Origin of the sequence: Alienimonas chondri (assembly GCF_013036045.1) — a bacterium.
GTDB classification, from domain to species: Bacteria; Planctomycetota; Planctomycetia; order Planctomycetales; family Planctomycetaceae; genus Alienimonas; species Alienimonas chondri.
This window is the reverse complement of the sequence record NZ_WTPX01000066.1, coordinates 1-25,101: the sequence shown is the minus strand read 5'-3', so window position 1 is coordinate 25,101 and position 25,101 is coordinate 1. Positions and strand designations below refer to the sequence as shown.

General features: G+C 66.1%; 13 protein-coding genes, 1 tRNA gene and 1 pseudogene. 11 read left to right on the top strand and 4 right to left on the bottom strand.

Features of this window, described 5'->3' with window-relative positions; all coding sequences use genetic code 11:
* Positions 1 to 334: 334 nt before the first annotated feature.
* The 4 genes and pseudogenes from LzC2_RS11465 to LzC2_RS11450 all read left to right on the top strand — a co-directional run bounded on the left by LzC2_RS11465 (position 335) and on the right by LzC2_RS11450 (position 5,677).
* Positions 335 to 1,567: pseudogene (locus LzC2_RS11465) on the top strand (IS701 family transposase).
* A 566-nt stretch (positions 1,568 to 2,133) separates the two neighbouring features.
* The gene (locus LzC2_RS11460; RefSeq protein ID WP_171187005.1) at positions 2,134 to 3,222 is read left to right on the top strand and encodes a glycosyltransferase; all 1,089 of its coding nucleotides are present in this window, start codon (positions 2,134 to 2,136) and stop codon (positions 3,220 to 3,222) included.
* A 55-nt stretch (positions 3,223 to 3,277) separates the two neighbouring features.
* On the top strand, positions 3,278 to 5,050 hold the full coding sequence (locus LzC2_RS11455; protein ID WP_171187003.1) for a glycosyltransferase family 2 protein: 1,773 nt from the start codon (positions 3,278 to 3,280) through the stop codon (positions 5,048 to 5,050).
* A 189-nt stretch (positions 5,051 to 5,239) separates the two neighbouring features.
* Positions 5,240 to 5,677 carry an iron-sulfur cluster assembly scaffold protein gene (locus tag LzC2_RS11450; RefSeq protein WP_171187001.1) on the top strand — a complete coding sequence of 146 codons (438 nt, stop codon included), beginning with the start codon at positions 5,240 to 5,242 and terminating at the stop codon, positions 5,675 to 5,677.
* A 176-nt stretch (positions 5,678 to 5,853) separates the two neighbouring features.
* On the opposite strand, the gene LzC2_RS11445 is transcribed toward LzC2_RS11450, so the two are convergent.
* Complete coding sequence (locus LzC2_RS11445; protein WP_171186999.1) at positions 5,854 to 6,294, bottom strand: hypothetical protein; 441 nt, start codon at positions 6,292 to 6,294, stop codon at positions 5,854 to 5,856.
* Here LzC2_RS11445 and LzC2_RS22835 point away from each other — a divergent pair.
* From LzC2_RS22835 to LzC2_RS11430, 3 genes are all read left to right on the top strand, one after another.
* Positions 6,281 to 11,911 carry an RHS repeat domain-containing protein gene (locus tag LzC2_RS22835; RefSeq protein ID WP_171186998.1) on the top strand — a complete coding sequence of 1,877 codons (5,631 nt, stop codon included), beginning with the start codon at positions 6,281 to 6,283 and terminating at the stop codon, positions 11,909 to 11,911. The genes LzC2_RS11445 and LzC2_RS22835 overlap by 14 nt on opposite strands.
* Positions 11,912 to 12,875: 964 nt before the next feature.
* Positions 12,876 to 13,517 carry a glycosyltransferase family protein gene (locus LzC2_RS11435; RefSeq protein ID WP_171186996.1) on the top strand — a complete coding sequence of 214 codons (642 nt, stop codon included), beginning with the start codon at positions 12,876 to 12,878 and terminating at the stop codon, positions 13,515 to 13,517.
* Positions 13,518 to 13,527: 10 nt separating this feature from the next.
* Positions 13,528 to 14,430, top strand: a complete 903-nt coding sequence (locus tag LzC2_RS11430; RefSeq protein ID WP_171186994.1) for a glycosyltransferase family 10 domain-containing protein — start codon at positions 13,528 to 13,530, stop codon at positions 14,428 to 14,430.
* A gap of 157 nt (positions 14,431 to 14,587) precedes the next feature.
* On the opposite strand, the gene LzC2_RS11425 is transcribed toward LzC2_RS11430, so the two are convergent.
* On the bottom strand, positions 14,588 to 15,349 hold the full coding sequence (locus LzC2_RS11425; RefSeq protein WP_171186992.1) for a tyrosine-type recombinase/integrase: 762 nt from the start codon (positions 15,347 to 15,349) through the stop codon (positions 14,588 to 14,590).
* Positions 15,350 to 15,508: 159 nt separating this feature from the next.
* Entirely contained in the window at positions 15,509 to 15,853 is a 345-nt protein-coding gene (locus tag LzC2_RS11420) for a hypothetical protein (protein ID WP_171186989.1), read from the bottom strand.
* Positions 15,854 to 15,951: 98 nt separating this feature from the next.
* Between LzC2_RS11420 and LzC2_RS11415 the strand changes: the two genes are divergently transcribed.
* From LzC2_RS11415 to LzC2_RS23030, 4 genes are all read left to right on the top strand, one after another.
* Positions 15,952 to 16,025: transfer RNA gene (locus LzC2_RS11415), tRNA-Ile, on the top strand.
* A gap of 145 nt (positions 16,026 to 16,170) precedes the next feature.
* The gene (locus LzC2_RS11410) at positions 16,171 to 21,111 is read left to right on the top strand and encodes a DUF1549 domain-containing protein (RefSeq protein ID WP_171186987.1); all 4,941 of its coding nucleotides are present in this window, start codon (positions 16,171 to 16,173) and stop codon (positions 21,109 to 21,111) included.
* Between the two features lie 74 nt (positions 21,112 to 21,185).
* Complete coding sequence (locus LzC2_RS11405) at positions 21,186 to 22,655, top strand: DUF1501 domain-containing protein (RefSeq protein ID WP_171186985.1); 1,470 nt, start codon at positions 21,186 to 21,188, stop codon at positions 22,653 to 22,655.
* 38 nt (positions 22,656 to 22,693) lie between these two features.
* Entirely contained in the window at positions 22,694 to 23,455 is a 762-nt protein-coding gene (locus LzC2_RS23030) for an FRG domain-containing protein (protein ID WP_414636414.1), read from the top strand.
* A gap of 207 nt (positions 23,456 to 23,662) precedes the next feature.
* On the opposite strand, the gene lpdA is transcribed toward LzC2_RS23030, so the two are convergent.
* Entirely contained in the window at positions 23,663 to 25,090 is a 1,428-nt protein-coding gene (gene lpdA, locus LzC2_RS11395) for a dihydrolipoyl dehydrogenase (protein ID WP_171186981.1), read from the bottom strand.
* Positions 25,091 to 25,101 lie beyond the last annotated feature (11 nt).

Genomic DNA, 25,101 nt, shown 5'->3' with positions numbered 1-25,101 from the left:
AGTAGCCGCCCCCCGGGGTCTTCGCCCCGGATCGCCGGGGCTTGCCGGGACGGGCCGCCTTCCTGGCAGGTTTTGCGGGCCACGACCCGGCGGACGCGGCGGGTTCCCCCGGGCGTCCGGTTGCGGACCACGGTTGCAGCGCACCGACGACCGCCTTCGCGGAGATCGCCCGAAACGCCTATCATCGCAGCCTCAAGGGGCCGTAGCTCAATCGGTTAGAGCAGCCGACTCCCAATCAAGATGGAGTCTCGCCGACTTAGTACTACAGTTGCACGTCAGCGGTCGTGCGGCGAGAGTTTGAACGGCGGGGGAGTCGTTCGCAAGGAGTTCAGGGATGGCTGCGGTTCGCGTTCGGGAGGTGCGTCGTTGGGCTCGTGAGGTCGACGCCGCGGCGGCGAGGATCGGGCCGCGGTTTCGGCGGCCCGAGCTGCGCGGGCGGGCCGGCCAGTCTTGCGGGGCCTGATCAGCCGCGTCGAACGAAAGAACGGCTGGCAGCTCGCCGAGGAGGTCGGCGAGGCCAAACCGACCAACCTGCAGCGCTTCATCGCCCGGGCGAGGTGGAACGCCGACGAAGTGTGCGACGACCTGCGGGAGTACGTCGTCGAGCGGCTCGGCGATCCCGCGGGCGTCGACGAGTCCGTGCTGATCGTGGACGAGACCGGCTTCCTCAAGAAGGGGACGAAGCCGGTCGGCGTCAAACGCATGTACTCCGGCACGGCGGGCCGGGTCGAGAACTGCTAGATCGGCGTCTTTCTGGCGTATCGCACGCCCCGCGGGCACGCGCTGATCGATCGCGAGTTATATTTGCCCAAAGAATGGGTCGAAGACGCCGACCGCCGGGCCGAAGCCAAGGTCCCCGCGGAAATCGAGTCCGAGACCAAGCCGGCCCTGGCCCGCAACATGATCGAACGGGCGTTGGACGCGACCGCTCCCTGAGGCTGGGCGGCCGCCGATGCGGTTTTCGGCGGCGATTACCGATTTCGCAAGCTGCTGGAAGACCGCGGCGTCGGCGACGTGGTCGCGGTCTCGGAGGCTCAGCGGGTCTGGGCGCCGGGCTTTCGCGAGCTGAAAGCCGAGGACTACGTCCGGGAGTTCGCCGGCGCCCCGGAGAGCTGGGAGGAACTTCCTCGCGGGGCCGGGACGAAGGGCGAGCGGCGGAGTCGCTGGGCGGCGCTGCGGTTCGGGGCGGCTCTGGAACAGGACGACGGACGCGTCTTCCGGAAGGCGTTGTTGGTTCGGGAGAGCCTGAGCGAGCCGGGGTTTGACGTCCGCGAGTGCGGCCTATTATCTGACCTGTTCGCCGGAGGGGACCACGCTTCAGAAACTGGCGGAGATCGCCGGCGCCCGCTGGGCGATCGAGTAATGCTTCGAACAGGCCAAGCAGGAGACGGGTTTGGACGAATACGAGGTCAGGAGCTGGGACGGCTGGTATCGGCACGTCACCCTCTCGATGCTCGCCCACGCCACGCTGGCGGCGACTCGTGCCAAAGCCGAGGACGGGGCGACCGCCCCCAAAAAGCGGACGAGGCCGCGGACGAAAAAGAGGCGGGGACCGAGGAAGACCTGATCCCGCCGACGGTTCCCGAAGTCCGCCGCGTGCTGGTGCGGCTGATCTTTGGCCGCCGCCGCTGCGACGAAGCGGTTCTCGCGTGGTCTCGGTGGCGACGGCAGCATCAATTCGGGGCCATGCTCAGCCATTACAAAGCCCGAGGACACACTCCGCCGAAACCCTGAAGTACGACTGTAGTAGTAGTGCACTTGTACCAGGAGAGCGAAAGGATCGGCAGTACTGCAGCCGCATGGACCTCATTATGGGACACCAGTTCGACCCCGCCGTCGACGTGGAGCGGGATAGCAACGGCCTGTGGCGGTGGAGCGACAAGCCAGAGACGCATCGGGCGGTCCAGACCTACTTCGAAACCCGCAACGGCGACGGCGCGACTCGCTCCCATCGGCGCGGAATTCCCGAGTGCCGTCAAGAACGCTCAAACGCGGCTTGACAGCGTACGCGTGTACACTAAAACGAGTGTCGGGGCCTTCCGTCGCTGACGACCGCCCGTCGCCTACAACATCTCACCCACTCTTTTGACTTGAGACCGCACGGCCGGCCGGCCGGCGTCGCGAGGTATTGCCATGCGCGTTTTCTTAATTGGTTATCCCGGCGAGATGGGCGGGGCGAACACCGAAGCCTGGCATACGATCCAGCTCTGGAAACGCGCTGGCCTCGATGTGCATTTAATTTCCACCTGGGGCGGCGACGCCGGCTGGCGCGAGAAACTCGACGCCCTCGGGTTCGTCACGCACCAAGTCCCGCCCGGCGAGCTGGAACGGGTGCCCGGCTTGGCCGGCTCCCCGGTCGTGGGATTTTGCAACAGCGAGTTTATTACGCATGCACCGCGGTTCCGCGCGCTGGGTTGCCCGATCGTTTGGGTCAACTGCATGACTTTTCTGTTCGACTACGAAAAACAGTTCTTCGATCTGCACGGCCCGGCGGACGCGATGGTCTATCAGTCCGAGTTCCAACGCAGCCAGCTTGAACCGCAGCTCTTTCCCAGTGGACCGACGCCCGCCAACGGCCATTTGATTCGCGGCGCGTTCGACTTGGGCTGTTGGGAGTTCAAGCCCCGACCTCATGCCGCGGGAGAACCGTTCTGCGTCGGCCGCTTGGCCCGGCCGGACCTTGATAAATGGTCTTCGAACATTTGGAAGATCTACGAACGGATCCCCTATCAGAACCGGCGGGCGCTGGTGATGGGCGTTGATCCGGGGACGAGTGAAAAACTCGGCCCGGCGCCGGCGTGGGCCAGCGTGCTGCGGCCCGCGGCGATCCCGGCGTCGCAGTTCTTCGCCAACCTCCACTGCCTGTTGCCCGTCAACGGCGGCGCCCGCGAGAACTGGCCTCGCGCGGGTCTGGAAGCCATGGCCGCGGGCGTGCCGATCGTCGCCCAGAACGAATGGGGCTGGCGGGAGATGATCGAGCACGGGGTGACCGGCTTCTTGGGGAGTTGCGACGAAGAGCTGGCGCATTACGCCGCCCGACTGGCCTACGACGAAGAACTAAGGCTACGCATCGCCCACGCCGCGCGCGAGCGACTCACGGAAGAGCTCGCCAACTCCGAAGCGCTGACCGCCGCGTGGACGCGGCTGTTTGCCTCGGTGACCGGCGACGCCGCCGCCGCGCCCGATTCGACGTCGACCGCGGCGCTCCCCGCGTCTGTTTAGACAGGTCGTCACCCGCTTGGATCGTTCTTCCTATTGCCCACGAAAGACCTCTCTGATGACCGCCTCCGCCAATTCGTCGGACAGTCCAAAAATCAGCTGCGTCATGCCGACTTACGGCAGGCCGGAATACATGAACGAAGCTGTTTGGATGTTCTTGCAGCAGGACGATCCCAACAAAGAGTTGATCATTCTGAACGACTGTCCCGGACAGACGTTCGAATTCGACCACCCCGAAGTGCGAGTATTCAACGAGACGGAGCGGTTTGCAAACCTCGGGGCGAAACGCAACTGGTGCATCGAACTGGCGGAAGGAGGATTGATTGCGGTCTGGGACGACGACGACGTGTTTCTGCCGTGGCGGCTGTCTTTCTGTCGGCGGGAATTGACGGAACGACACGTCTCATTTTATCGAGCCGCAGAATTCCTGGCCTACTGGGGACAGAACTGGCTGCACGATAATCAGGCTGTGCCGGCGTGGGGTTCTCACCCGAACACGTTGTTCACGAAGAATCTCTGGCGGGATGTCGGCGGATACCCGCCCGCCGACGTCGGCGAGGATGCCGCGTTCTTTAAACGGATCCACGAGCGACTGGGCGCCGAACATATCGTCTTCCCGATCGACAGGGACGACCGTTTTATGATCCTCCGCGGGACGTCGCAATACGCACACATGAGCATGGGCGGGGGCGAACGACCGCTCGACACGCGGCCCGGCCGGTTCCGGATCGATCCCAAACCGATCGCCGATCCATTGCTAGCGAGTCACTATCAGGACCGCGTATCGCGTCGGTCGTCGCCGGTCGAGACGGGCGACCACGCCCTCGTCGCACGCTCGGAAGAAACGGGCGAACGGCCGGTCTTATCAATCCTCGTCAGCCTCAAGAATCGCTCGCGAATCCTCGACGACGGCGAGGAACTGACGCTCTTCCCGAACTGCATGCGGTCGATCGCGGAGGCGGCCGCGGCGCTGGAGGCGACCGACGGGATCGGGCCGATCGAACTGATCGTCGCGGACTTTCACTCTAACGACTGGCCCGCCTGCAAGTGGCTGCCGGCCGCTGCGGGGGAGCTCGCGTGGAAACTCGTACGCATCGAAGGGCCGTTTTCCAAGGGGCGAGGCTTGAACCGCGCGGCGCGGTACGCGTCGAACGAACGCCTCTTGCTGTGCGACGCCGACCTGCTGCTCACGCCGGAGATCCTGCGCCGGGCGATCGAGATCGTGGACGGCGGCGGGGCGTGGTCGCCGATCTTTCAATACCTAACTCGGCAGGGCGAACCGAGCTCTTGGGAAGACCTCGGGTTCGGGCCGATGGCCGTCTCGCGGTCGCGGTTCGACGAGGTCGGCGGGCTGCCGGAGTTCGAAAGTTGGGGCGGGGAGGACAACATCTTTTACGAACGTCTGGAGCAGGTCGTCACGATCCGCAGGGAGCGCATGCCCGGCCTGCGACACCAATGGCACCCCGACCGCCTGCGGCACGCCTATTATCGCCGTCCGCCGAAGTCGGATTATTGGGACTACTCACGTGTGCGTCGCGGACGAGAATCGAAAGGTCCCACGCGGGACAGGGATCACGACGGAACAAGCTACTACGGCGTCCACCCGGACTGGGCAGGCGAACTCGTCCTGTTCGACGACGGCCGCTTCGTCCGGCCGGGGGCGGGACACGCCGGCGGTTATACGTTGGCGTCGCAGCAGGAGCTGATCCTCGCTTGGGACGACTGGCCTGAGGAACGCCTCGAATGGCATGCCGATCACGCGTTATTTCAATCAGCCGACACGCGATTCACGGTACGGCGGCAGGTTCATAACGACTGCCGGCGCTGGTGAGCGACGCCGTCGTATCGGCTGAGCACAGGTGAATTTCTGGACGCTTCGTCCCACCGGCTTCGCTCGCCCCCCGGCTCTCGAGACGGGGGGCTTTTTCGCGCGCCGGGCCGACGGCTCGGCGTGCCCCTCGTCGAACTTTGGCGAGGCTTGTCCCTTGCTTTAATCCCGTATTTCAAGCGCGACCGAATCATGTTCGACCATGCAACGAACGCCGAAGACGTTCAAGACCTGCTACTGGATCATGAGGAGAGTCCGCGAAACCGCGGACGCGCCATCGATGCGACGCATACCGCGGTCCGCCGGCACCCGCTATGCGGGGACGAGGTCGCCGTCACCGTTCGCGTGAAAGACGGCCGGGCGACCGAAGTGCGGTGGGAGGGTCGGGGATGCGTGCTTTGCCGGGCGTCGGCGTCGCTGACGTGCGAAGCGGCGGAGGGACGCCCGGTCGCCGAGCTGTCGGCGACGGACGACGCCGAGCTTGTGCATTGCCTGGGACTGCCGCTCAGCCCGGCCAAACGGATCTGCGCGACCCTGCCGCTGACCGCCCTCCGGGCGGCTCTGGCCATTCGTAAACATTTCCCGCCGGAGCCCGAAAGTTCGTCCGCTTCGTCTTGTGCACCATCTTAGTGTACACATAATCACTAACAGGCGTCCGCAGCGACGCTTCCAGGACCCGAATCGCCTGTTCGCGGGAGTCCGCGGTCGGCTCCGACACGTCGGTCGCCCGGCTGTTTTTAAAAGACCCGGGCTCCCGGATTGCGCGGTTCATGAACTTCGGGGCGAACGCCTCGAATTTGCTTTCGTCAATTCGTTTCAAAAACTCCAACCGTCTCTACGATCATGTCTTCCAGTTCCGCCCCGTCCAGCAGTTTCCATGTCGAGTCGTCGAGCGGCTCCGGCTCGTCCTCGCTCAGTTCGAGCTCCGCTCCGTCGAGCAGTTTCAGCTCGTCCTCGTCGAGTTCCAGCTCGTCGTCCGGCTCCGGTTCGGAGCCCTCGAGCAGTTTCAGTTCGTCCTCCGGCAGTTCGGGCTCCGGCAGCTCGTCGTTTAGTAGTTCCGGTTCCTCCGGCAGCTCGGGGTCCGGCGGATCGGGTTCCAGCAGTTCGTCGTCCGGCTCCGGGGGAACGATCGGCGGCGGCGTGTACCTCGACGATTGCACCTCGTGCAGTTGCCCCAGCGGCGGCGACGGCCAGTCCGGCAACGGCGCTTCCGCGGCGTCCAGCGAGAATCCGGTGCGGTATTTCACCGGGGAGATCGTGCTGCGGGAGCGGGACCTATCCGACGGCGGGATCGGTCACGTCCGCTCGTATCAAAACGGCAAGGACGGCGATTTCGATCGCGGGCAGGGGTGGAACTGGAACGTCGACAGCTGGCCGACGATTCAAGTCTCGACGTATCAAAGCTCCGATTTGGCGATGATCGGAAACGGCCGGGCCGTTTGGTTCCGCGAGAACCCGGACGGCACGTACGAAACCCTGCACGGCCGGCGGTCCGTCCTCACGCACGACCCGATCGCCGGGGAATATACGCTGACCGGGCCGAACGGAACGCGGCTCCGGTTCCACGACCTCGACCACGCCGACCGGGCCGGGGGCTTCCTCTCGACGACCAGCCCGGGCGGGCGCGTCACGGAGGTGACCGACGAATCCGGCGGCGACGTGCGGGCGATCCGTCGCTCCGACACGACAGGCGGCGTCACGACCACGGACGAACTGCTGTACGAATACGCCGACGCCGGCCCGAACTTCGGTCAACTCCTCGCCGTCACGTCGCGCCGTCAGGTCGACGCTGGCCCTTGGAAACTGATCTCGCGGGCGGAGTACGCGTATTACGGCGTCGGCGAGGACCACGGATCGTTGAACGACCTCAAAACCGTCGAGCGGTTCGACCATGACGGGACCGCCTGGCAATCGCTCGGTCTGCAGTATTATCGCTATTGGAAAACGAACGCCGGCGCCGGCCTGGAGCACGGGCTGCAATACGTCTTGAAAACGGGTTCCTACGACCGCCTCGCCGCGGCGGTCGCGGACCCGCTGACCGCCTCGAACGCGGTCGTGGCCCAATACGCGGACCATTACTTTGAGTACGACGGCCGTCGGGCGTCCAAAGAAACCGTCAGCGGCGGCAGTCGCACGATGACGTTCGCCTACCACGACAACCCGACTTACTTCACCGCCGAGCCGATCGCCTTCAACGTCTGGCTCCGCCGCACGACGGAGACGCGGTCGGACGGCTCCCAGGTCGTCCTGTATTGCAACTCCTCCGGCCAGACGATGCTCCGCGTGGAGAAAGACGGGGCCGACGAGTGGGTCCGCTACAACCGCTTCGACGACGACGGGCGGGTGATCTTGAAGGCGAGTCCGTCCGCCGTATCGGACTACGACGAGCTTCTCGACGACCTCGTCGGCTTCAACGAGTCGACCGGCGCCGCGACGCACCTGCGAGCGGCCGACGGCCTCGTCAGCGTCACGAACTACTACGCCGCGCCGGACGCCGCCGCCGGTCTGATGCAATCCTCCGCCGTGAAGCGGGGGACGGGCGGGACTCCGCAGCTCCAACAGGCGATGGAATATACATCGCATACGGCGGACGGGCGGACCGTTCGCCCGGTCTCCAAGCAGACCGTCTATCGCGGGGAGGACGGGGCCGATCCGGTCTCCACGACCCACGCCTACACGTTCCATCCCGGCACGGTTCAGGTCGCGTCGAAGACGACCACGCTGCCGGTCGTCCCGACGTCTGAGGGCGGCACGGGCGTCGCCGAGACGACGGAGGCGATCTTCGACGCGAACGGTTTTAGTACCTGGAACAAAGACGCCCGCGGCGTCATCAGCCGCCGGGTCTACGACCTGACGACCGGGGCGATCGTCCAGTCCATCGAGGACGTGGACGTCTCCCTCGTCACCGACGAACCGGCGGGCTGGGCCACGCCGGCGGGAGGAGGAAAACACCTCGTCACCGATTACGAGCACGACGACCGGGGCCGCGTGACGCAAACCCTCGGCCCCGTGCACGCGGCCCTCGTCGCCGGGTCCGCGATCGACGTCCGCACCGCCTCTTGGACGCTCTATAAAGACGCCGACTTCGAAACCGTCTCCGCCGCCGGGTATCGCCGGGTCTCCGACGACGCGGACGTGCTGATCAACCCCGTCTCGATCACGAAGCGGGACCGCAACGGCAACGTCGTCGAGGAGATCTCGGCCAAGGCCACCGTCGGCGGTCCCCCGCAGGCGAGCGACAGCTACGCCCAAAGCGACTACGTCGCCTGGACGACGCACGCCTACACCGACTGCTGCAAGCTGGCCTCGACCCGCGTCTACCACACGATCCCGACTAGCGGGGAGGGCGTGGCGGGAACGAACTACGACGAGACGACCTTCGGCTACGACCTCCGCGATCGCCGCGACCGGGTCGACTCGCCCGGCGGCACGATCTCGATCAGCCTGTTCGACACCCTCGGCCGGACCGTCGCCTCCTACGTCGGCACGGACGACGCCGGCGCCACCGCGACCGATCCCACCGGCGGCGGAGCGCTGGGCAACGACATGGTTCTCCTCAGCGAGAACCAATACGACGACGGCCTGGACGGCGGCGACGGCAACCTCACCCGCGTCACCGCCTTCGTCGACGACGCCACGACCCGCGTCACCCGCTACGAATACGACTGGCGGAATCGACAGGTCGCCATGCTCGGCGAGGAGGATTCGTATAGCAGCGTCGAATATGACAACCTCGGCCGCACGATTCTGACCGAACGTCGCTTCGGCAACGCCGCCGGTCGCCTGCTGGCCAAGTCGGAAATCCTCTTCAACGACCGCGGGCAGACCTACGAGACGAAGAGCTATCCCGTCGATCCGGTCGCCGGCGTCGCGGGCACGCCGTTGGTCTCGAAGAGTTGGTTCGACGCCGGCGGGAACCTGCTGAAGTCGCAGTCGGCCGGCTCGAATCTATTCACCCTCGCGGAATACGACAGCCTCGGCCGGGCGACGACGCAGTACGTGGGCTATGAGGTCGGTCAGACGGGCCTCGGCTCCGTCTCAACCGCGACCGTGCTGACGCAGTCGGAAACGGCGTTCGACGACGCCGGAAACGTCCTCACATCGACGGTCCGCGATCGGTACGATGACGTCACCGGTTCCGGTCCGCTCGCCGGGCCGACCGGGGCCGGGCCCAACGCCCGCGTCTCCTACTCCGCCACTTGGTACGACCCGATCGGACGCACCCTCGCCGCCGCCGACTACGGCACCAACGCCGGGAGCGTCCTCGCTCGGCCCGCAACGGTCCCCGCTGCCGCCGACGACGTGCTGGTTTCGTCCATCGCCTACGACGACGCCGGTCGCACGGCTGCGACGGTGGCTCCGGACGGCATGGAGACGGCGACGGAGTACGACGACCTCGGCCGTCGCACCGCGGTGATCGAGAACGTCGACGCCGGCTCCACAGTTGCAGACGCCAATCGCACCACGCGGTTCAGCTACACCGCGGACGGGCAACTGAAGACGCTGACCGCGGAGAACGCCGCCACCGGCGATCAGGTCACGACCTACGAGTACGGCACGACGCTGGCCGAGAGCGAGATCGCCAGTTCGTCGCTGTTGCGGAAGACGCTCTACCCGGATTCGACCGGGCCGTCCGACAGCGTGATCTACGAGTACGACCGCACCGGCGCCCTCACCGCGGTCACCGACCAGAACGGCACGACGCACCTCTTCGACTACGACGCGCTCGGTCGCCGGACCGCGGACCGGGTCGAGACGCTGGGAACCGGCGTGGACGGCGCCGTCCGCCGCGTCGAGACCGCCTACGACGACCGCGGCCTGCCGGAGCGGATGACCTGCTTCGACGCCCCGTACGGCGGCTTCCACGTCAACGAAGTCACTCGCGAGCATGACGAGTGGAACCGGCTGACCGCCGAGTTCCAAGAGCATGCCGGCCCCGTCGGCGCCTCCACCCCCTCCGTCGGCTACGCCTACGAGGACGGCGCCGCGAACACCCTGCGGCCCACGTCGCTGACCTATCCGAACGGCCGCGTCCTCGCCTACGGCTACGGGACGACCGGCTCCACCGACGACGTGGCCGATCGCGTGGCGAAGCTGACTTGGGACGGCACGATCGTGGAGGAGATCGACCGGCTCGGCTCCGGCGCCGTCGCCGAACTGCGGTTGCCCGAGCCGGACGTGAGCCGGCTGTTCAAGCTCGGCGGAACCGACCCGGAGACCGGCGACCAGTACGGCGCCACCGACCGCTTCGGCCGCGAGACGCAGACGCGTTGGCGGACCGGCTCCTCCACGGATGTCGTCTCCCAAGACCTCGGCTACGACCGGGCCAGCAGCCGCACTTTTCGAAGGGACAACGCGGCGGCGGCCTACGCGGTGGACCGGGACGAACTCTACGGCCACGACGCCCTGCGGCGCCTGCAAACGCTGGCCCGCGGCGACCTCAACCCGGCCGGCGACGCGGTCTCCTCGGAGAACTACGCCCAGGGCTGGACGCTGGACGAAACCGGCAACTGGTCCGGGTACGAGGAAGGGCCGACCTCGGCGTCGCCCACGCTGGAGCAGACCCGCACGGGCAACGCCGTCAACGAGATCACGGCGATCGCAGAGACCGCCGGCCCGTCTTGGGCCGACCCGGCCTACGACGCCAGCGGCAATATGACGACCGTGCCGCAACCGGGCGACCCGACGGCGACCTACGCCGCCGTCTACGATGCCTGGAACCGCCTCGTCAAGCTGACCGACGGCGCGACCGTCGTGCAGGAGAACGCCTACGACGCCCGCGGCTACCGCATCGAGCGGATCGCCGACGGCGAGGCCCGCCGCTACTACCACTCCGCCGGCTGGCGGGTGTTGGAGGAGCGGATCGGAACCGCTACGCTGGCCGAGCGGCAGTTCGTCTGGGGCGTGCGGTATATCGACGAACTGGTCCTGCGGGACCGGGACGAGGACGGCACGGGGTCTCTGATCGAACGCCTGTACGCCCTGCAGGACGCGAACTGGAACGTGGTCGCCCTGGTCGACGAGGTCGGCGGCCTCGCCGAACGCTTCGGCTACGCCGCCTACGGCGAAATGCAGGTTCTCACCCCGGCCTTCGCCGCGAGAACCGGCAGCGACTTCGACTGGGAGACGACCTACGCCGGCTATCGGAGAGAGCCGGTCGGAACGTACCACATGCGGTTCCGAGTGTTACACCCGCAATTGGGGTGCTGGCTGACGCGGGATCCGATCGGGTATACAGATGGGAGCCTGGGCCTATATGAATATGTCAGGAGCATGCCTACCCAGGGCGTCGACCCGACCGGGCTGAGGATCGTGAAAGGCATAATTATGACTCCGCCACGGGAGGGGCAGGTTGTATGGATTTGGGTGCCTGACACTTGGTCGGGCGGCTCTGACCAAGATGCTTGCAATATTACCAAGACCGAGTCTGGATTAACCCCTTATGCGGTGAAACCAACCAAAGATGAGGCAATGCTGATCAAATCCTCAAAGGGAAATCCGTCTGTCGAGAAAAACCTCGTGAAATTGCTCCAAGCGAAGGATGACGCCTGGGTGGTAGACAACATACCAAGCGTGCTGGACAGCCAGTGCGCTAGGTGGGGAACGGATTTTTACACCAAACTTTTGCTGGACCCCAGTTTTACCATGAAAACCAAAGTGGAAGCACCTCGTTGGCCGGTGCCCGGCGGCCCAGAGCATATGGTCATCTTATGCAAGGTTGGGGATGACACTTACGGGGTTGACAGCGGCTTTCTAGGCGGGGAAGACAAACTGTTTAATCCACACGATTTACCGAAAGACATTCCGAATGAGGCTGCCGCAGACATGTATAAGTATGTCAGCGATTTTGAAGGTTCGCCCTAGAGCGGCAGTCACCTCTAAATGCCCTGACCATCCATGGAAATCACGGAAATGCGACGCAAGCCGAGCGCGGCAATATATCTCGGGGTGGCAGTTCTGCTGCTGTTAGTTGTTCTGATGGTGTGGTGGCGAAGGTCGCCTTCACAGCCTTTCGGCCCTTCTGCGGACGCGATCATGAACTTTGCGATACTTGCCCCCTTTGCGATCATTGCTCATGGTCTATTCCGGGTCGCTCTTCCTAAACAGCGGGCGGGTGGCATGCTTTCACCGACCAGCGAAGCGACAGCGAAGCGACAGCGAAGCGACAGCGAAGCGACAGCGAAGCGACAGCGAAGCGACAGCGAAGCGACAGCGAAGCGACAGCGAAGCGACAGCGAAGCGACAGCGAAGCGACAGCGAAGCCGGACGGGGTAAGCATGGAGAGCGACGCCCGCCCCTGACTGACGCTGCGAACCGCTGTGACGAACGCTGAGACCCGCGGCCGGGGTTCCTTCGGGAGCCCCGGCCGTGTTTTCGTTTCGCCCTCTCGCCCCCATCTTCTCTCCCTCTTCGCCCCTGCTGCAGAGTCTGGCGACGCCGGGGGTGGGCACGTACGCTGACGCCTACGACGTGAACAAGAACCGCACCGCGGAGACGATCACGGGGGTCATGAACGCCCGGGTGCCCAAGGCGACTCGACCGTCCGCTGCTCGACCGTCCGCTGACTGAGACCCGTGAGCAGCCGGGGTCGGCTCACCGGCGACCCTGCGACGCCGACCCGCTGCGACCTTCCCCCCAACCCAGCGACCGAGGTTCCCGCCGGGAGCCCCGGTCGTTTTTCGTTCGCGGACGCGAATCGCCCGGAACTCGTCTCGACAGAATCCCCTTCACACTGTTAGTGTACCCATGAACATATTGCGTCGCCCCGAGCGTCCTGGCTTAGCCAAGCAGCGGCACGTCGACGCGATCCCGATTCCCGAGGTTTCTCATGCCGCCCCGGTTGCTGCATTGTCTTTATACTTGCCGGCGCGACCGGGGACTGCTGGAGCGGTTCCTTCTCAACCACCAGCCGTCGAACCGACCGGCGGACCGCCGGGTCGCCGTCTACGACGCCGCCGGCCCGGACGACGGGGACGGCCTGCACGGGCTGGAAACGTGGTCGGTCGATGCGCCGGCGGGGTACGAGTTTCTGGCGATCAAAACGTACGCGATGTTGCAGCGCGCGTTGGCGGAGCCGGACTGGGATTATCTGCTGAAGACCGACGTCGACTGCCGGGTCGACGCCGAGCAGGTCACGGCGGCGATGCGACGGCAGGTTCGCTACGCCGGCGAAGTCCTCGGCCGGGGCGACGCGACCTCCAAACAGTGGCATTTCCGCAAATGCCGGCACCGCATTTATGAAGAGCCGTGCCCCCCGGCGTTGTTCCCCTCCACCGACGCCGGGTTCGCCGCGGGCCACGCCTACCTGCTGCACCGCGACGCCGCCGCGGCGGTCGTTGCGCGGGGCGTCTACTTCGCCATGCGGCACATCTATGAAGACGTGATGGTCGGGCAGGCCCTGGAGGGCGTCTTCCCCGTCCAGCCTTATCGCCTCGCCGCGCACGGCGTCCCCTCCTCCCCCGTTGCCTGAAAAACGTTCAATGTTTTCCCCCAGCATTCCCTCCGGCGACCGCCCGCCGCTCCGAGTCTGGTTCTGCGATTTCTGGCCCGGGTTCGAGCCGGAGGACAGCCTCTTCTGGCGAATTCTCTCCCAGAAATACGCTCTGACGCTCTCGGAGCGACCGGAGATCCTCTTTTATTCCTGCTTCGGTCGGCGCCATCAGGAGTTCGCCTGCCTGCGGATCTTCTATACTGGCGAGAATCTCCGGCCCGACATGACTGCCTGCGATTTCGCGATTTCCTTCGACTATCACGATAGTCCTTGGCACTACCGCCAACCGCTCTACACGCTCTTCGGCGACGTGCGGGAGCTATCCGCCGGCCGCACCCGGGGGCAGGCGAAGCAGTTGCTGGCGGGGAAGTCGAAGTTCTGCAACGTCGTCGTCTCCAACCCGAATTGCGCGGTGCGAAACCGGGTCGCGGACTTGCTTTCTGCCTACAAGCCGGTCGACTCCGGCGGGGGGTATCGAAACACGATCGGCGGACCGATCCCGTCGGGGACCGCCCACAAGATCGCTTTCGCCCGCGACTACAAGTTCACGATGGCGTTCGAGAACTCCTCCCACCCCGGCTATACCACGGAGAAGATCTTGGAAGCGTATCTCGCCGGCTCCGTGCCGCTGTATTGGGGCAGTCCGCGGATCGGGGAAGAGTTCGATCCCGGCAGTTTGCTGTCGCTGCACGACTACGCCACCGAGGAAGACTTCGTAGACGCTGTGGCCGAGGCGGATCAGGACGACGAGCGGTACCTGGACCTGCTGTGCGCTCCCGCCCTCGCCCCACACGTGAACGCGGAACGACTGGCCGGGGCCGGACTGTCTGAATGGCTGACCGACGTCGCCGCCCGGCGGACGCAGATTCAGCCGCTCGCCTGTTCGATCTAACCACAACGCTTGGCGAGAAGGGGCGAGGCTCGCGTCAGCGATCCCCTCGACCGCCGAACGATCCCGCCGCGGACGGACCAAACGGACAGCCCCATCGTATCGCCGGATTCGTCGCGCACCCCTTTGGCAACTATCGTCCGCTTTGACAAGGCGCGATTCATTGGAGCTCGCCGACCTGATAGGGCCTTGGTCCCTTGCCTTCCCCCGGCGGCGTGAAATCCGGGAGGATCCGCTCGCGGACGGTCTCGGCGACGGCTTCCAGGCGGTTCCAGCCGATCTGCTGGCGGTAGATCGCGGCCATGCTCTCGTCCGTGTGGCCCATGATCAGGTCGGCGGCGGGTTGATCGAGGGCCGCGTCGGCGTGGGTGCGGAAGGTCCGCCGCAGCGTGTAGAAGCCGCGGCCCGGTTCGACCCCCGCGGCGGCCCGCGCCTTGGCGAACGCCTGGGCGATCGCGTCGGTGGTCGAGGTCGTGCCGTCCGGATTGCGCGTCGTTCGCACGAACCGGCGGCGTTTGCGAGTGACGAAGACGAGGTCCGCGTCCTCCGCATCCTTCGGGTCGCGTCGTTCCGCCAGGGCGAACCGGAGCACGTCGACGGTCTCCGGCCAGAGCGCCGCCTTGCGCTCGATGCCGGTTTTCGGTCGGGCGAAGTCCAGGCGGCCGCGGTCCAGGTCCAGCGCCGACCGCGGGAGGTCGGCGCAGTCGGTGTTCCCGAACCCGCAGTTCAGCCCCAGCAGGATCATCGCCCGCAGTTGCAGGTCGGCCCCGCGGAGCAGCGCGAGGCACTCCTCGGGCGAGAACAGCTTCGGCCCCCGCTTCTGACGGTCCTTGCGAAGCACCGACCGGCTGGGCGGGCGGAACTGTCGGCCGCGGATCAGCGGGCTGTCCGTCAGGCCTTCGTCGTACGCGAACTTGAACACGACCCGGCAGTGCCGGATGTAGTTCGCGAGCGTGACCGGACCGCAGCCCTTCGCCAGCGTCGCGCGGAACGCGGCGAAGTCCGACGGCGCCAGGTCCGCCAGCGTCCGGCCGGTGCCGAAGTGGTTCGCGATTCGCTTGCAGGCCCGGCGGTAGTGCTCTCAGGTGCGGGCCGAGAGTTCGCCGGAATCGACCCGGGCCTCCTTCTCCGCCAAGAACCGGTTCAGCAGATCGCGGACCGTCAGCCCCTCGGTCGCCGGACGGGGCGCGCGGCCGACCTGCAGGTCGTCGCGGACTCGCTGGTACTCCTCCAGGGCCCGCCGCCAGTCGTCCAGCGGGCCGAAGTAGTGCAGCTTGCCGCGGATCTTCTTGCACCACTGCTTCGCCCCGCGGTGGGGCGTGAGGGGGAAGTCCGGGTACGGTTTCTGGACCGCCGCGGGCGCCGAGCGGCGCGGCTTGCGGGTCGTCTTCCTGGTAGATTGGGGGGGCTGCGACTGGGCGGGCACGACGGGTTCCTCCGAGCGTCCGGTTGTAGAAACGGTTGTAACGCACCCACGACCACTGTAGCGGAGACCGCCCGAAACGCCTATCATCGCAGACTCAAGGGGCCGTAGCTCAATCGGTTAGAGCAGCCGACTCATAATCGGTTGGTTGTGGGTTCAAGTCCCGCCGGCCCTAATCGCTCCGGCCGTCCGTCAAACGGGGAGCGGCGACAGATTGATCGCAGGCCGTTGATGGATGCGGGGGAATCAACGTAGACTGGGACTCCCCCCGGGCGACGCGTCTCGACGTCGCTCCCGTCCTACCGACCGACTGGCGCCCTATGCCTCGTCCGTTCGCCCTCAGTTCGTGCGTCTCCGCGTTGGCCGTTTGGGGAGCGCTCTGCGGGGGACTGTGGGAACGACCGGCCGCGGCCGACGAACCGGCGGCCGACGAAACCGTAGCCGACGAAACAGCAGCCGGCGACGGGGCGGCCGGCGACGGGGCCGTCAGCCTCGCGGAGGATCTCTGGCCGGTGTTGCAGGCCAAGTGCCTCGGCTGTCATCAGCCGGCCAAGTCCGAGGGCGGCTATCTGATGACCGACCCGCAGGCGTTCTTCGCCGGCGGGGACAGCGGACTGGCGGCCGTCACGCCGGGGGAGGCCGACCACAGCTTCCTGCTCCAGCGCGTCACGCCGAACGCCGAGGGCGTCGCGGAGATGCCGCCGGAAGGAAAGCCGCTTTCCCCCAAGCAGATCGAACTGCTCCGCAAGTGGATCGAACAGGGGGCGACGCACGATCTGCCCGAAGCCGGCCCCCGCTACGACGCGGCGAACCCGCCGATCTATACGCGGCCGCCGATCGTCGCCTCGTTGGATTGGTCCCCGGACGGGAAGACGCTCGCCGTCGCCGGCTTCCATGAAGTGCTGCTGACCGACCCGGCGAAGGGGGAACTGATCGGGCGTTTGGTGGGGCTGTCCGAACGGGTGCAGTCGGTGCGGTTCTCGCCGGACGGCACGCGATTGGCCGTCGCCGGCGGGCTGCCGGGACGCACGGGGGAACTGCAATTGTGGGATCTGGATGCGGAATCGGAGCGCGGGGGGACGCTGACCCTCAGCGTGCCGTTGACCGCGGATACGACCTACGGCGTGAGTTGGACGCCGGACGGCTCGAAGGTCGCCGTGGGCGGGGCGGACAACGCGGTTCACGTTTTAGATGCGACGACCGGCGCATCGCTGGTGCGGATGGCCTCGCACACGGACTGGGCGCTGGGCACGGCGTTCGACGCGGACGGCTCGCACGTCGTCAGCGCCGGCCGCGACGGGACGGTGAAGCTGACGGAGGTCGACTCCGGCCGCTTTGAAGACAACGTCACCTCGATCACCCCCGGGGCGCTGAAGGGCGGCGTGCAGGCGATCGATCGGCACCCGACCCGCGATCTCGTCGCCGTCGGCGGGGCCGACGGGCTGCCGAAGGTCTTTCAACTGTTCCGCCACACGCCCCGCAAGATCGGCGACGACGCGAACCACATCCTCGATCTGTTCCCGATGCACGGCCGGGTCTATGGGGTGCAGTTCGACGCCGACGGCGACGTGATCGCCGCCGGCTCCGGCCTCGACGGCGTCGGCGAGGTGACCGTCTCCAGCTTCGACTTCGACGCCGAGATTCCCAAGGAGATGCTGGAGGCGATGAAATCCATCCCCGCCCAGCGGAACGCGGCTCAGAAGAAGGTCCTGTCCGACTATCGCGACAGCGGCGTGAAACTGCTGGCCCGCGTGCCGGTGCCGGATGCGGCGATCTATGCGGTCGCCGTCAGCCCGGACGGCGCGACGGTCGCGGCCTCCGGCTCCGACGGCGTCGTCCGCCTGATCGACGTGGCCGAGGCGGAGATCAAAAGCACCTACTCCCCCGCCCCGGTGGAAGACGCGACCGATAACGCCGAGGCTCCGCGGAGCCTTGGCGTTACGGCCCCTCAAGACGTGGATTATATTCGCGACGTGACGCCGGTCCTCTCGAAGCTGGGCTGCAACGCGGGGACCTGCCACGGCTCGAAGGACGGGAAGAACGGCTTCAAGTTGAGCCTGCGGGGCTACGACCCGATCTACGACGTACGGGCGCTGACCGACGACCACGCGGCTCGCCGGGTCAACGTCGCCAGCCCGGACGACAGTTTGATGCTGCTGAAGGCGATCGCCGCGGTCCCGCATGAGGGCGGGCAAACGACGACGAAAGACTCCGAATATTACGCCCTGCTGCGAGCGTGGATCTCCGAAGGGGCGCACCTCGATCTCAATACGCCGAAAGTGGCCTCCATCGCCCTGACCCCGGCCAATCCGGTGTTGGACGACGCCGGCGAAACGGTGCAGTTCGGCGTCGTCGCGACCTACGCCGACGGCTCCACCCGCGACGTGACGGGGGAAGCGTTTATCGAAACCGGCGACGGGGAGATCGCGACCGCGGACGACGCCGGCGCCCTCACCGCCGTGCGTCGCGGCGAAGCCCCGGTGCTGGCCCGCTACGAAGGCGCCTACGCCGCCACGACCCTCACCGTGATGGGCGACCGCAGCGGCTTCCAATGGGAGACCCCGCCGACCTGGGGGACGATCGACGAACTGGTCGCCGACAAATGGCAGACGCTCAAGATTCGCCCCTCCGGCCTCAGCGACGACGCTTCCTTCCTGCGTCGCGTGCACCTCGACCTGACCGGCCTGCCGCCGACCGCCGAGCAGGTCGAAGCGTTTCTCGCCGACGATCGCCCGACGCGCGAAAAGCGGGACGAAGTCATCGACCGCCTTATCGGCTCGGACGACTTCGTGGAGCAGTGGTCGAATAAATGGGCCGACCTGTTGCAGGTCAACGGCAAGTTCCTCGGCAAGCAGGGGGCGACGGCCTTCCGCGATTGGATCCGGGCGGAGGTCAAAGCGAACACCCCCTACGACGAGTTTGCCCACAAAATCCTGACCGCCGCCGGCTCCAACAAAGAGAACCCGCAGGCGAGCTACTACAAGATTCTCCGCGATCCCGACCTGACGATGGAGAACACCACGCACCTGTTCTTGGGCGTACGGTTCAACTGCAATAAATGCCACGACCATCCGTTTGAACGCTGGACGCAAGATCAATATTACGAGACCGCCGCGTTCTTCGCTCAGATGGACCTGAAGCGCGACCCGGCCTCCGGCGACAAGAAAATCGGCGGCACCGCGGTCGAAGGCGCCGTGCCGTTGTATGAGATCGTCGGCGATAAAACCGACGGCGAGATGACCCACGACCGCACCGGCGCCGTCGCGCCCCCCGCCTTCCCCTACGAACTAGCCAGCGCCGAGACGCCCGCCGACGGCGAATCGTCAGAGAGCAATTCCGCCGACGACCGCACCCGTCGCGAACGCTTCGCCGACTGGGCGACGAGTGCCGACAACCCCTATTTCGCCCGCAGCTACGCCAACCGCGTCTGGGGCTACCTGACCGGCGTGGGGCTGATCGAGCCGGTCGACGACATCCGGGCCGGCAACCCGCCCACCAACCCGGCGCTGCTGGATCACCTCACGGATCAATTCGTCGCCAGCGATTTCAACGTCCGGGAATTGATGCGGGAGATCTGCAAGTCGCGGACGTATCAACTCTCCATCGCGTCGAACGAGTGGAATAAGGACGACAGCCGCAACTACGCCAAGGCCACGCCTCGCCGCCTGCCGGCGGAAGCGTTGTATGACGCGATTCATCAGGTCACCGGTACGCCCTCCAAGCTGCCCGGTCTGCCGGCCGGGGCGCGGGCGGCGACGCTGCCGGACGCCGGCGCCGGCCTGTCGGACGGGTTCCTGAACACCTTCGGTCGCCCGGTCCGCGAGAGCGCCTGCGAATGCGAACGCAGCGACGAGGTGCAGCTCGGCCCGGTGATGGCGCTGGTCAGCGGCCCGACGGTCAGCCGGGCGCTCTCCGACCCGGCCGGCAAGCTGGACGATCTGGCTGCGGAGATTGAGGACGACCGCGCATTAGTGGACGCCGTCGTGATGCGGGTGCTGAATCGCCCGGCGCACGATTCCGAGGTGCAGGCGGTGAAGTCCGCCCTCGACCGCGTCGCCGAGGACCACATCGCCCTCGAAGCGAAGCTGGCGGAGCGCGAAGCTTGGTGGGCCGCCCGCGAGCCGGTTCTCGAAGCCGAACGCCAGGCGGCGATCGCCGCCGCCGAGGCGGACCTCGCGGCCTATCAAAAGGAGATCGCCCCCGCGCTCGCCAAGAAAGTGCAGGAACGGACGGACCGCATCGCCGCGGCCGAGGCGGCGATCGAAGCCGACCGGGACGCCGCCGACGCCCGCTTCGACCAATGGCAGCAGTCCGCGGGCGAGCCGGTCGATTGGGCCGTGCTGCGGCCGACGACCATGAAGTCCACAAACGGGGCGGAGATGGAACTCCGTGAGGACGGCTCCATCCTCGTCACCGGCAAGCAGGGCAAAACGGCCTATCACCTCGACTTTGAACTGCCGCCCCTCGTGGACGCCGGCGGCGTGACCGCCTTCCGGCTGGAAGCGCTGGTCGATCCGAAGATCTACAAACCCGGCCCCGGCCGCTCCAAGAACGGCAACATCGTCATCAGCGAGTTCGAAGCGCTGGCCGCGGAGATCCCCGCGGACGGGGCGGCCGATACGGAGGCGCCGCTGGCGAAGATCAAGCTGCAAAACGCTCAGGCGACGTTCAGCCAGAACGGCTACGACGTGAAGACGGCGATCGACGGCAAGAGTCCGGCGTCCGGCAACGGCTGGGCCCTCAGCCCGGACCTCGGCAAGGAGCACCGGGCCGTGTTCGAGACCAAGGAGGATCTCGGCCACGCCGGCGGCACGCGGCTGCGGATCACCTTGAACCAGCAATACCAGGACGGCACGCACGCCCTAGGCCTGTTCCGGCTCAGCGTCGCCCGCCAACCGCGGCCGGTCTCCCTCGGTCTACCGGCCGAACCGGCGAAGCTGCTGGCCGTCGCTCCGACGGAACGCACCGAGGAGCAGGCCCAGGCGCTGCGGGACTACTTCCTCTCGAAGGACGAACCGCATCAGAAGCTCGTCTCCGCCCTGAACGAAGCCCGCATGCCGGTTCCCAAAGACCCCGGCGTCACGATGCGGGAAGCCGCGATCGCCTCCGCGAAGACGCCGGTGCCGCTGGATGGCACGCTCGCTCGATTGCGGTCCGACGCCGCCCTCAGCGCCAGCCAGTTGGAGACCGTCCGCCTGACCGCGGTGCAGGACTTCGCCTGGGCGCTGATCAACAGCCCCGAGTTTTTGTTCAATCACTGACCTGCATTCATAACGCAGAGGCCCCGCGGGGCCTCTGCGTTACGGAACCTTTCCCCCCGCCCGCCACGCCTCCGATGTTTATTCTCCCCGGCTCCCGCGGCAAAGACGTCTGCGATCCCGGCGCCGGCCACACGCGCCGCGACCTGCTGCGCGTCGGCGGGTCCGGGATGCTGGGGCTGTCGCTGGGTTCGATGCTGAACCTCCAGGCCCAAGCCTCCGAGGCCGGCGGCAGCGGGGCGCCGGGGTGGAACCGGGCCAAGAGCGTCATTCTCGTCTATCTGCAGGGCGGGCCGAGCCATATCGACCTGTGGGATCCGAAGGAGAACGTGCCGGACAACGTCCGCAGCGCGTTCAAGCCGATCGCCTCGAACGTCCCCGGCATGGGCGTCACGGAGATCCTGCCGAAGCTGTCGCAGCAGATGGACAAGGCGACGCTGATTCGCTCCATGAGCTACACGCCCAACGGGCTGTTCAATCACACCGCCGCCATCTATCAGATGATGACGGGTTATACGACGGACAAGGTCAGCCCCTCGGGGCAGTTGGAGCCGCCCAGCCCGAAGGACTTCCCGAACTTCGGTTCGAACATCATGCGGCTGCGGCCGGCGACCGAGCCGATGCTGCCCTTCGTGATGCTCCCGCGGCCGTTGCAGGAGAGCAACGTCGTCGGCAAGGGCGGGACCGCCGGCTTCCTCGGCAAGGCGTACGATCCGTATACGCTCTATCCGCCGGGGGACGACCTCAAAATGGATAAAATGGCCGGCTTGAAGGTCGACGATCTCAAGCTGCCGGACGACGTGTTCGCCGCCCGCCTCCGCCGCCGGGCGGACCTGCGGAGCAGCGTGCTGGACGGCATGCGGGAGATCGATCAGGCGGTCGCCTCGCATAAATTGGACGCCTACTACGAGCAGGCGCTCGAACTGGTCGCCAGCGGCCGCGCCCGGGACGCCTTCGATCTGGGCGCCGAGCCGGACGCCATGCACGAACGCTACGGCCGCAACACCTTCGGCCAAAGCCTGCTGCTGGCCCGGCGCCTCGTGGAGGCCGGCACGCGAGTCGTGGAGGTCATCTGGCCGAAGCAGGCCAACAGCGACAACCATTCCTGGGACCAGCACACGGCCCTGACGAAGCGGATGAAGGATCAGTCCGGCCCGATGTTCGACGTCGGCCTCGCCGGCCTGCTGGGCGATATGGACGAACGCGGCCTGCTGGAGGACACGCTGGTCGTCGCCGTCGGCGAGTTCGGCCGCAGCCCCAAAAAGGGCGTGAGCACCAGCGGCAACGGCAACTCCGCCGACGGCCGCGACCACTGGCCCTACTGCTACACGGGCTTGGTGGCCGGCGCCGGCATCAAACGCGGCCACGTGCACGGTTCCAGCGACGCCACCGCCAGCGCCCCCGCGACCGACCCGGTCCACCCCGGCGAACTGCTCGCCACCATCTACCACGCCTTCGGCATCAAGCCGGAAACGATCGTGTATAACCACCTCAACCAACCGCGGGAGTTGGTCAAGGCCGAGGCGGTGACGGGGTTGTTTGGATAGTGTGCGATTGGTTCAGGCGATAATAATGCCAGCTGAAAGTGGGAAACTTGTCCGAGAAAACCGTCCAGAATCTGAAAATTGAAACAGTCGAACAGTATGTTCGAGTAGTCTCAAGTTTCGAGCGTCGACATGTCGCCCAGTGGTTTTTCCGGGGGCACGGCAGGCGGGAGTTCCGATTAGTCCCAACCCTGTTCCGCGTTGTAGAACATAACCCAATGTCTAACGTTGGAGCGATCGAGGCCTATTTAATGGACTGTTTCAAGCAGGAAGCACCGGCTTATCTCGCATCACCGCCGCCATCGGATGATGAACTTGGCTGGCTGACTATTGCTCAACACTACGGTGTGCCGACGCGACTCTTGGATTGGTCGACCAATCCCCTGATCGCACTATACTTTGCTGCCGTAGGACATCCAGATCACGCCGGTGATGTTTGGTGCATAGGGGCACACTCCACGCACAATTGTTTAGCCGAGAGCACTCATTCCGACCAACGATCCACAGTCAGGAACTCTGGCCTGATCGTCTTCCCAAGGCACCTATCGCCTCGTGTCACCAACCAGTCAGGCTGCTTCACCAACCACCGAACCGATAAGCCGGCCGACGAGTCTGACTGGGAGGATTATTGTCGGTTCACGAGGATTGCGATTCCGGCAGAGCAGAAAAAACAGGTGCTGAGCGACCTCTATGATCTTGGCATCCATGGCACGTTCATTTGGCCGGATCTAGGAGGGTTGGCTGAACGGTTACGATACGAAGTTACTGTTCAGCACGACCGACGAACTGGGGACACTGGGTAGAGGGGGCGTAGCGCGTAAGGGGCAAAACGCCGGGCGCCATGCTCTCACCGGCCGACGCAGCGGAGCGGAGTCGGGCGGGGTGAGCATGCGAGCGACGCATGACCGGGCAGAGCGGCCGGAAGCCGCTCCGCATGCTCACCCGCCTGCGTTTCGCTTCGCTGCACTCCGGCGTGAGAGCATGGCACATCGGTCCGGAGCCAAACCGATTTAAAAATGAATCGCCCGGCCGTCGACGGCGAGGGCGGCTTCTTTGACGGCTTCGGACAGCGTCGGGTGGGCGTGGCAGGTGCGGGCGATGTCCTCGGCGCTGGCGCCGTATTCCATCGCGGCGGCGCACTCGGCGATCAAATCGCCGGCGTGCGGGCCGAGGATGTGTACGCCTAACACGCGGTCGGTCGTCTTGTCGGCGAGGATCTTCACCTGGCCCTCCGTGTGACCGATCGCCTTCGCCCGGCCGTTGGCGGCGAAGGGGAATTTTCCTTTGCGATATTCGATCCCCTCCTTCTTTAATTCCTCCTCCGTCTTGCCGACGGCGGCGATCTCCGGGGAGGTATAGACGATGCTGGGGATCACGCCGTAGTTGATGTGCCCGTGGCCGGTGACGAGACGTTCGACGAACGCGATGCCCTCCTCCTCCGCCTTGTGGGCCAGCATGGCGCCGCCGATCACGTCGCCGATCGCGCTGACGCCCTCCGCCGCGGCGTAATGCTCGTCGACGGGGATGAAGCCGCGTTTGTCGGTGCTAATCCCGACCGTCTCCAGCCCCAGCCCGTCGGTATAAGGACGACGGCCGACGCTCATCAGGACTTTATCGCATTCGATCGGGTCGCCGCCCTCGATCAAGACCTGTCCGCCGCCGCCGTCGCGCTGTTCGACACCGACGACCTTCGTGCCCAGCTTCAGGTCGAGCCCCTGCTTGCGGAACATCTTCTCCGCGGCCTTGGCGATCTCGCCGTCGTTCAGGGGGAGGATGTGGTCGAGGTATTCCAATACCGTGACCTTCGCCCCGAGGCGCTTCCAAACGGTGCCCAGTTCCAGGCCGATATAACCGGCGCCGATGACGACGAGGTGCTCCGGGACCGATTCGTAACTCAGGGCGCCGGTGCTGTCGGTGACGAAATCGCCGTCGATCTCGATGCCCGGCAGGCTGGCCGGGGCGCTGCCGGTGGCGATCAGAACGTGCTTCGCGGAGAGCGTCCCGGCGTCTTTTCCGTCGACCTGCATCAGCACCCGATCGCCGTCGCGGCCGGCGAGCGTGCCGCGGCCGGAGACATGCGTGACCTTGTTCTTCTTGAACAGGCCGGCGATCCCGGAGGTGAGCGTTTTGACCGTGCGGTTCTTGTCCTTGAGCATCGCCGGCAGATCGAGGGCCAGGCCGTCGAACGTGATGCCGCGGTCGGCGAAGCTGTGCTGCGCTTCGTGATAGATCTCGCTGCTTTCGAGCAGCGCCTTGGAGGGGATGCAGCCGACCCGCAGGCAGGTCCCGCCCAACGCCGGCTCCAGTTCCACGCAGGCGACGCTCTGCCCGAGTTGCGCCGCCCGCAACGCCGCGACGTAGCCGCCGGGGCCGGCGCCGATCACGACGAGGTCGAACGCTTGCACGTCGGCGGGGGAGGCGGGGGCGTCCTGGGGCATTGAGTGAGAAC

Coding starts and splice junctions, on each gene's coding strand:
- LzC2_RS11410 (WP_171186987.1), top strand. CDS start 16,171: ATGCCTCGTCCGTTCGCCCTCAGTTCGTGCGTCTCCGCGTTGGCCGTT.
- lpdA (WP_171186981.1), bottom strand. CDS start 25,090: ATGCCCCAGGACGCCCCCGCCTCCCCCGCCGACGTGCAAGCGTTCGAC.
- LzC2_RS11450 (WP_171187001.1), top strand. CDS start 5,240: ATGTTCGACCATGCAACGAACGCCGAAGACGTTCAAGACCTGCTACTG.
- LzC2_RS11430 (WP_171186994.1), top strand. CDS start 13,528: ATGTTTTCCCCCAGCATTCCCTCCGGCGACCGCCCGCCGCTCCGAGTC.
- LzC2_RS11435 (WP_171186996.1), top strand. CDS start 12,876: ATGCCGCCCCGGTTGCTGCATTGTCTTTATACTTGCCGGCGCGACCGG.
- LzC2_RS11455 (WP_171187003.1), top strand. CDS start 3,278: ATGACCGCCTCCGCCAATTCGTCGGACAGTCCAAAAATCAGCTGCGTC.
- LzC2_RS11405 (WP_171186985.1), top strand. CDS start 21,186: ATGTTTATTCTCCCCGGCTCCCGCGGCAAAGACGTCTGCGATCCCGGC.
- LzC2_RS11460 (WP_171187005.1), top strand. CDS start 2,134: ATGCGCGTTTTCTTAATTGGTTATCCCGGCGAGATGGGCGGGGCGAAC.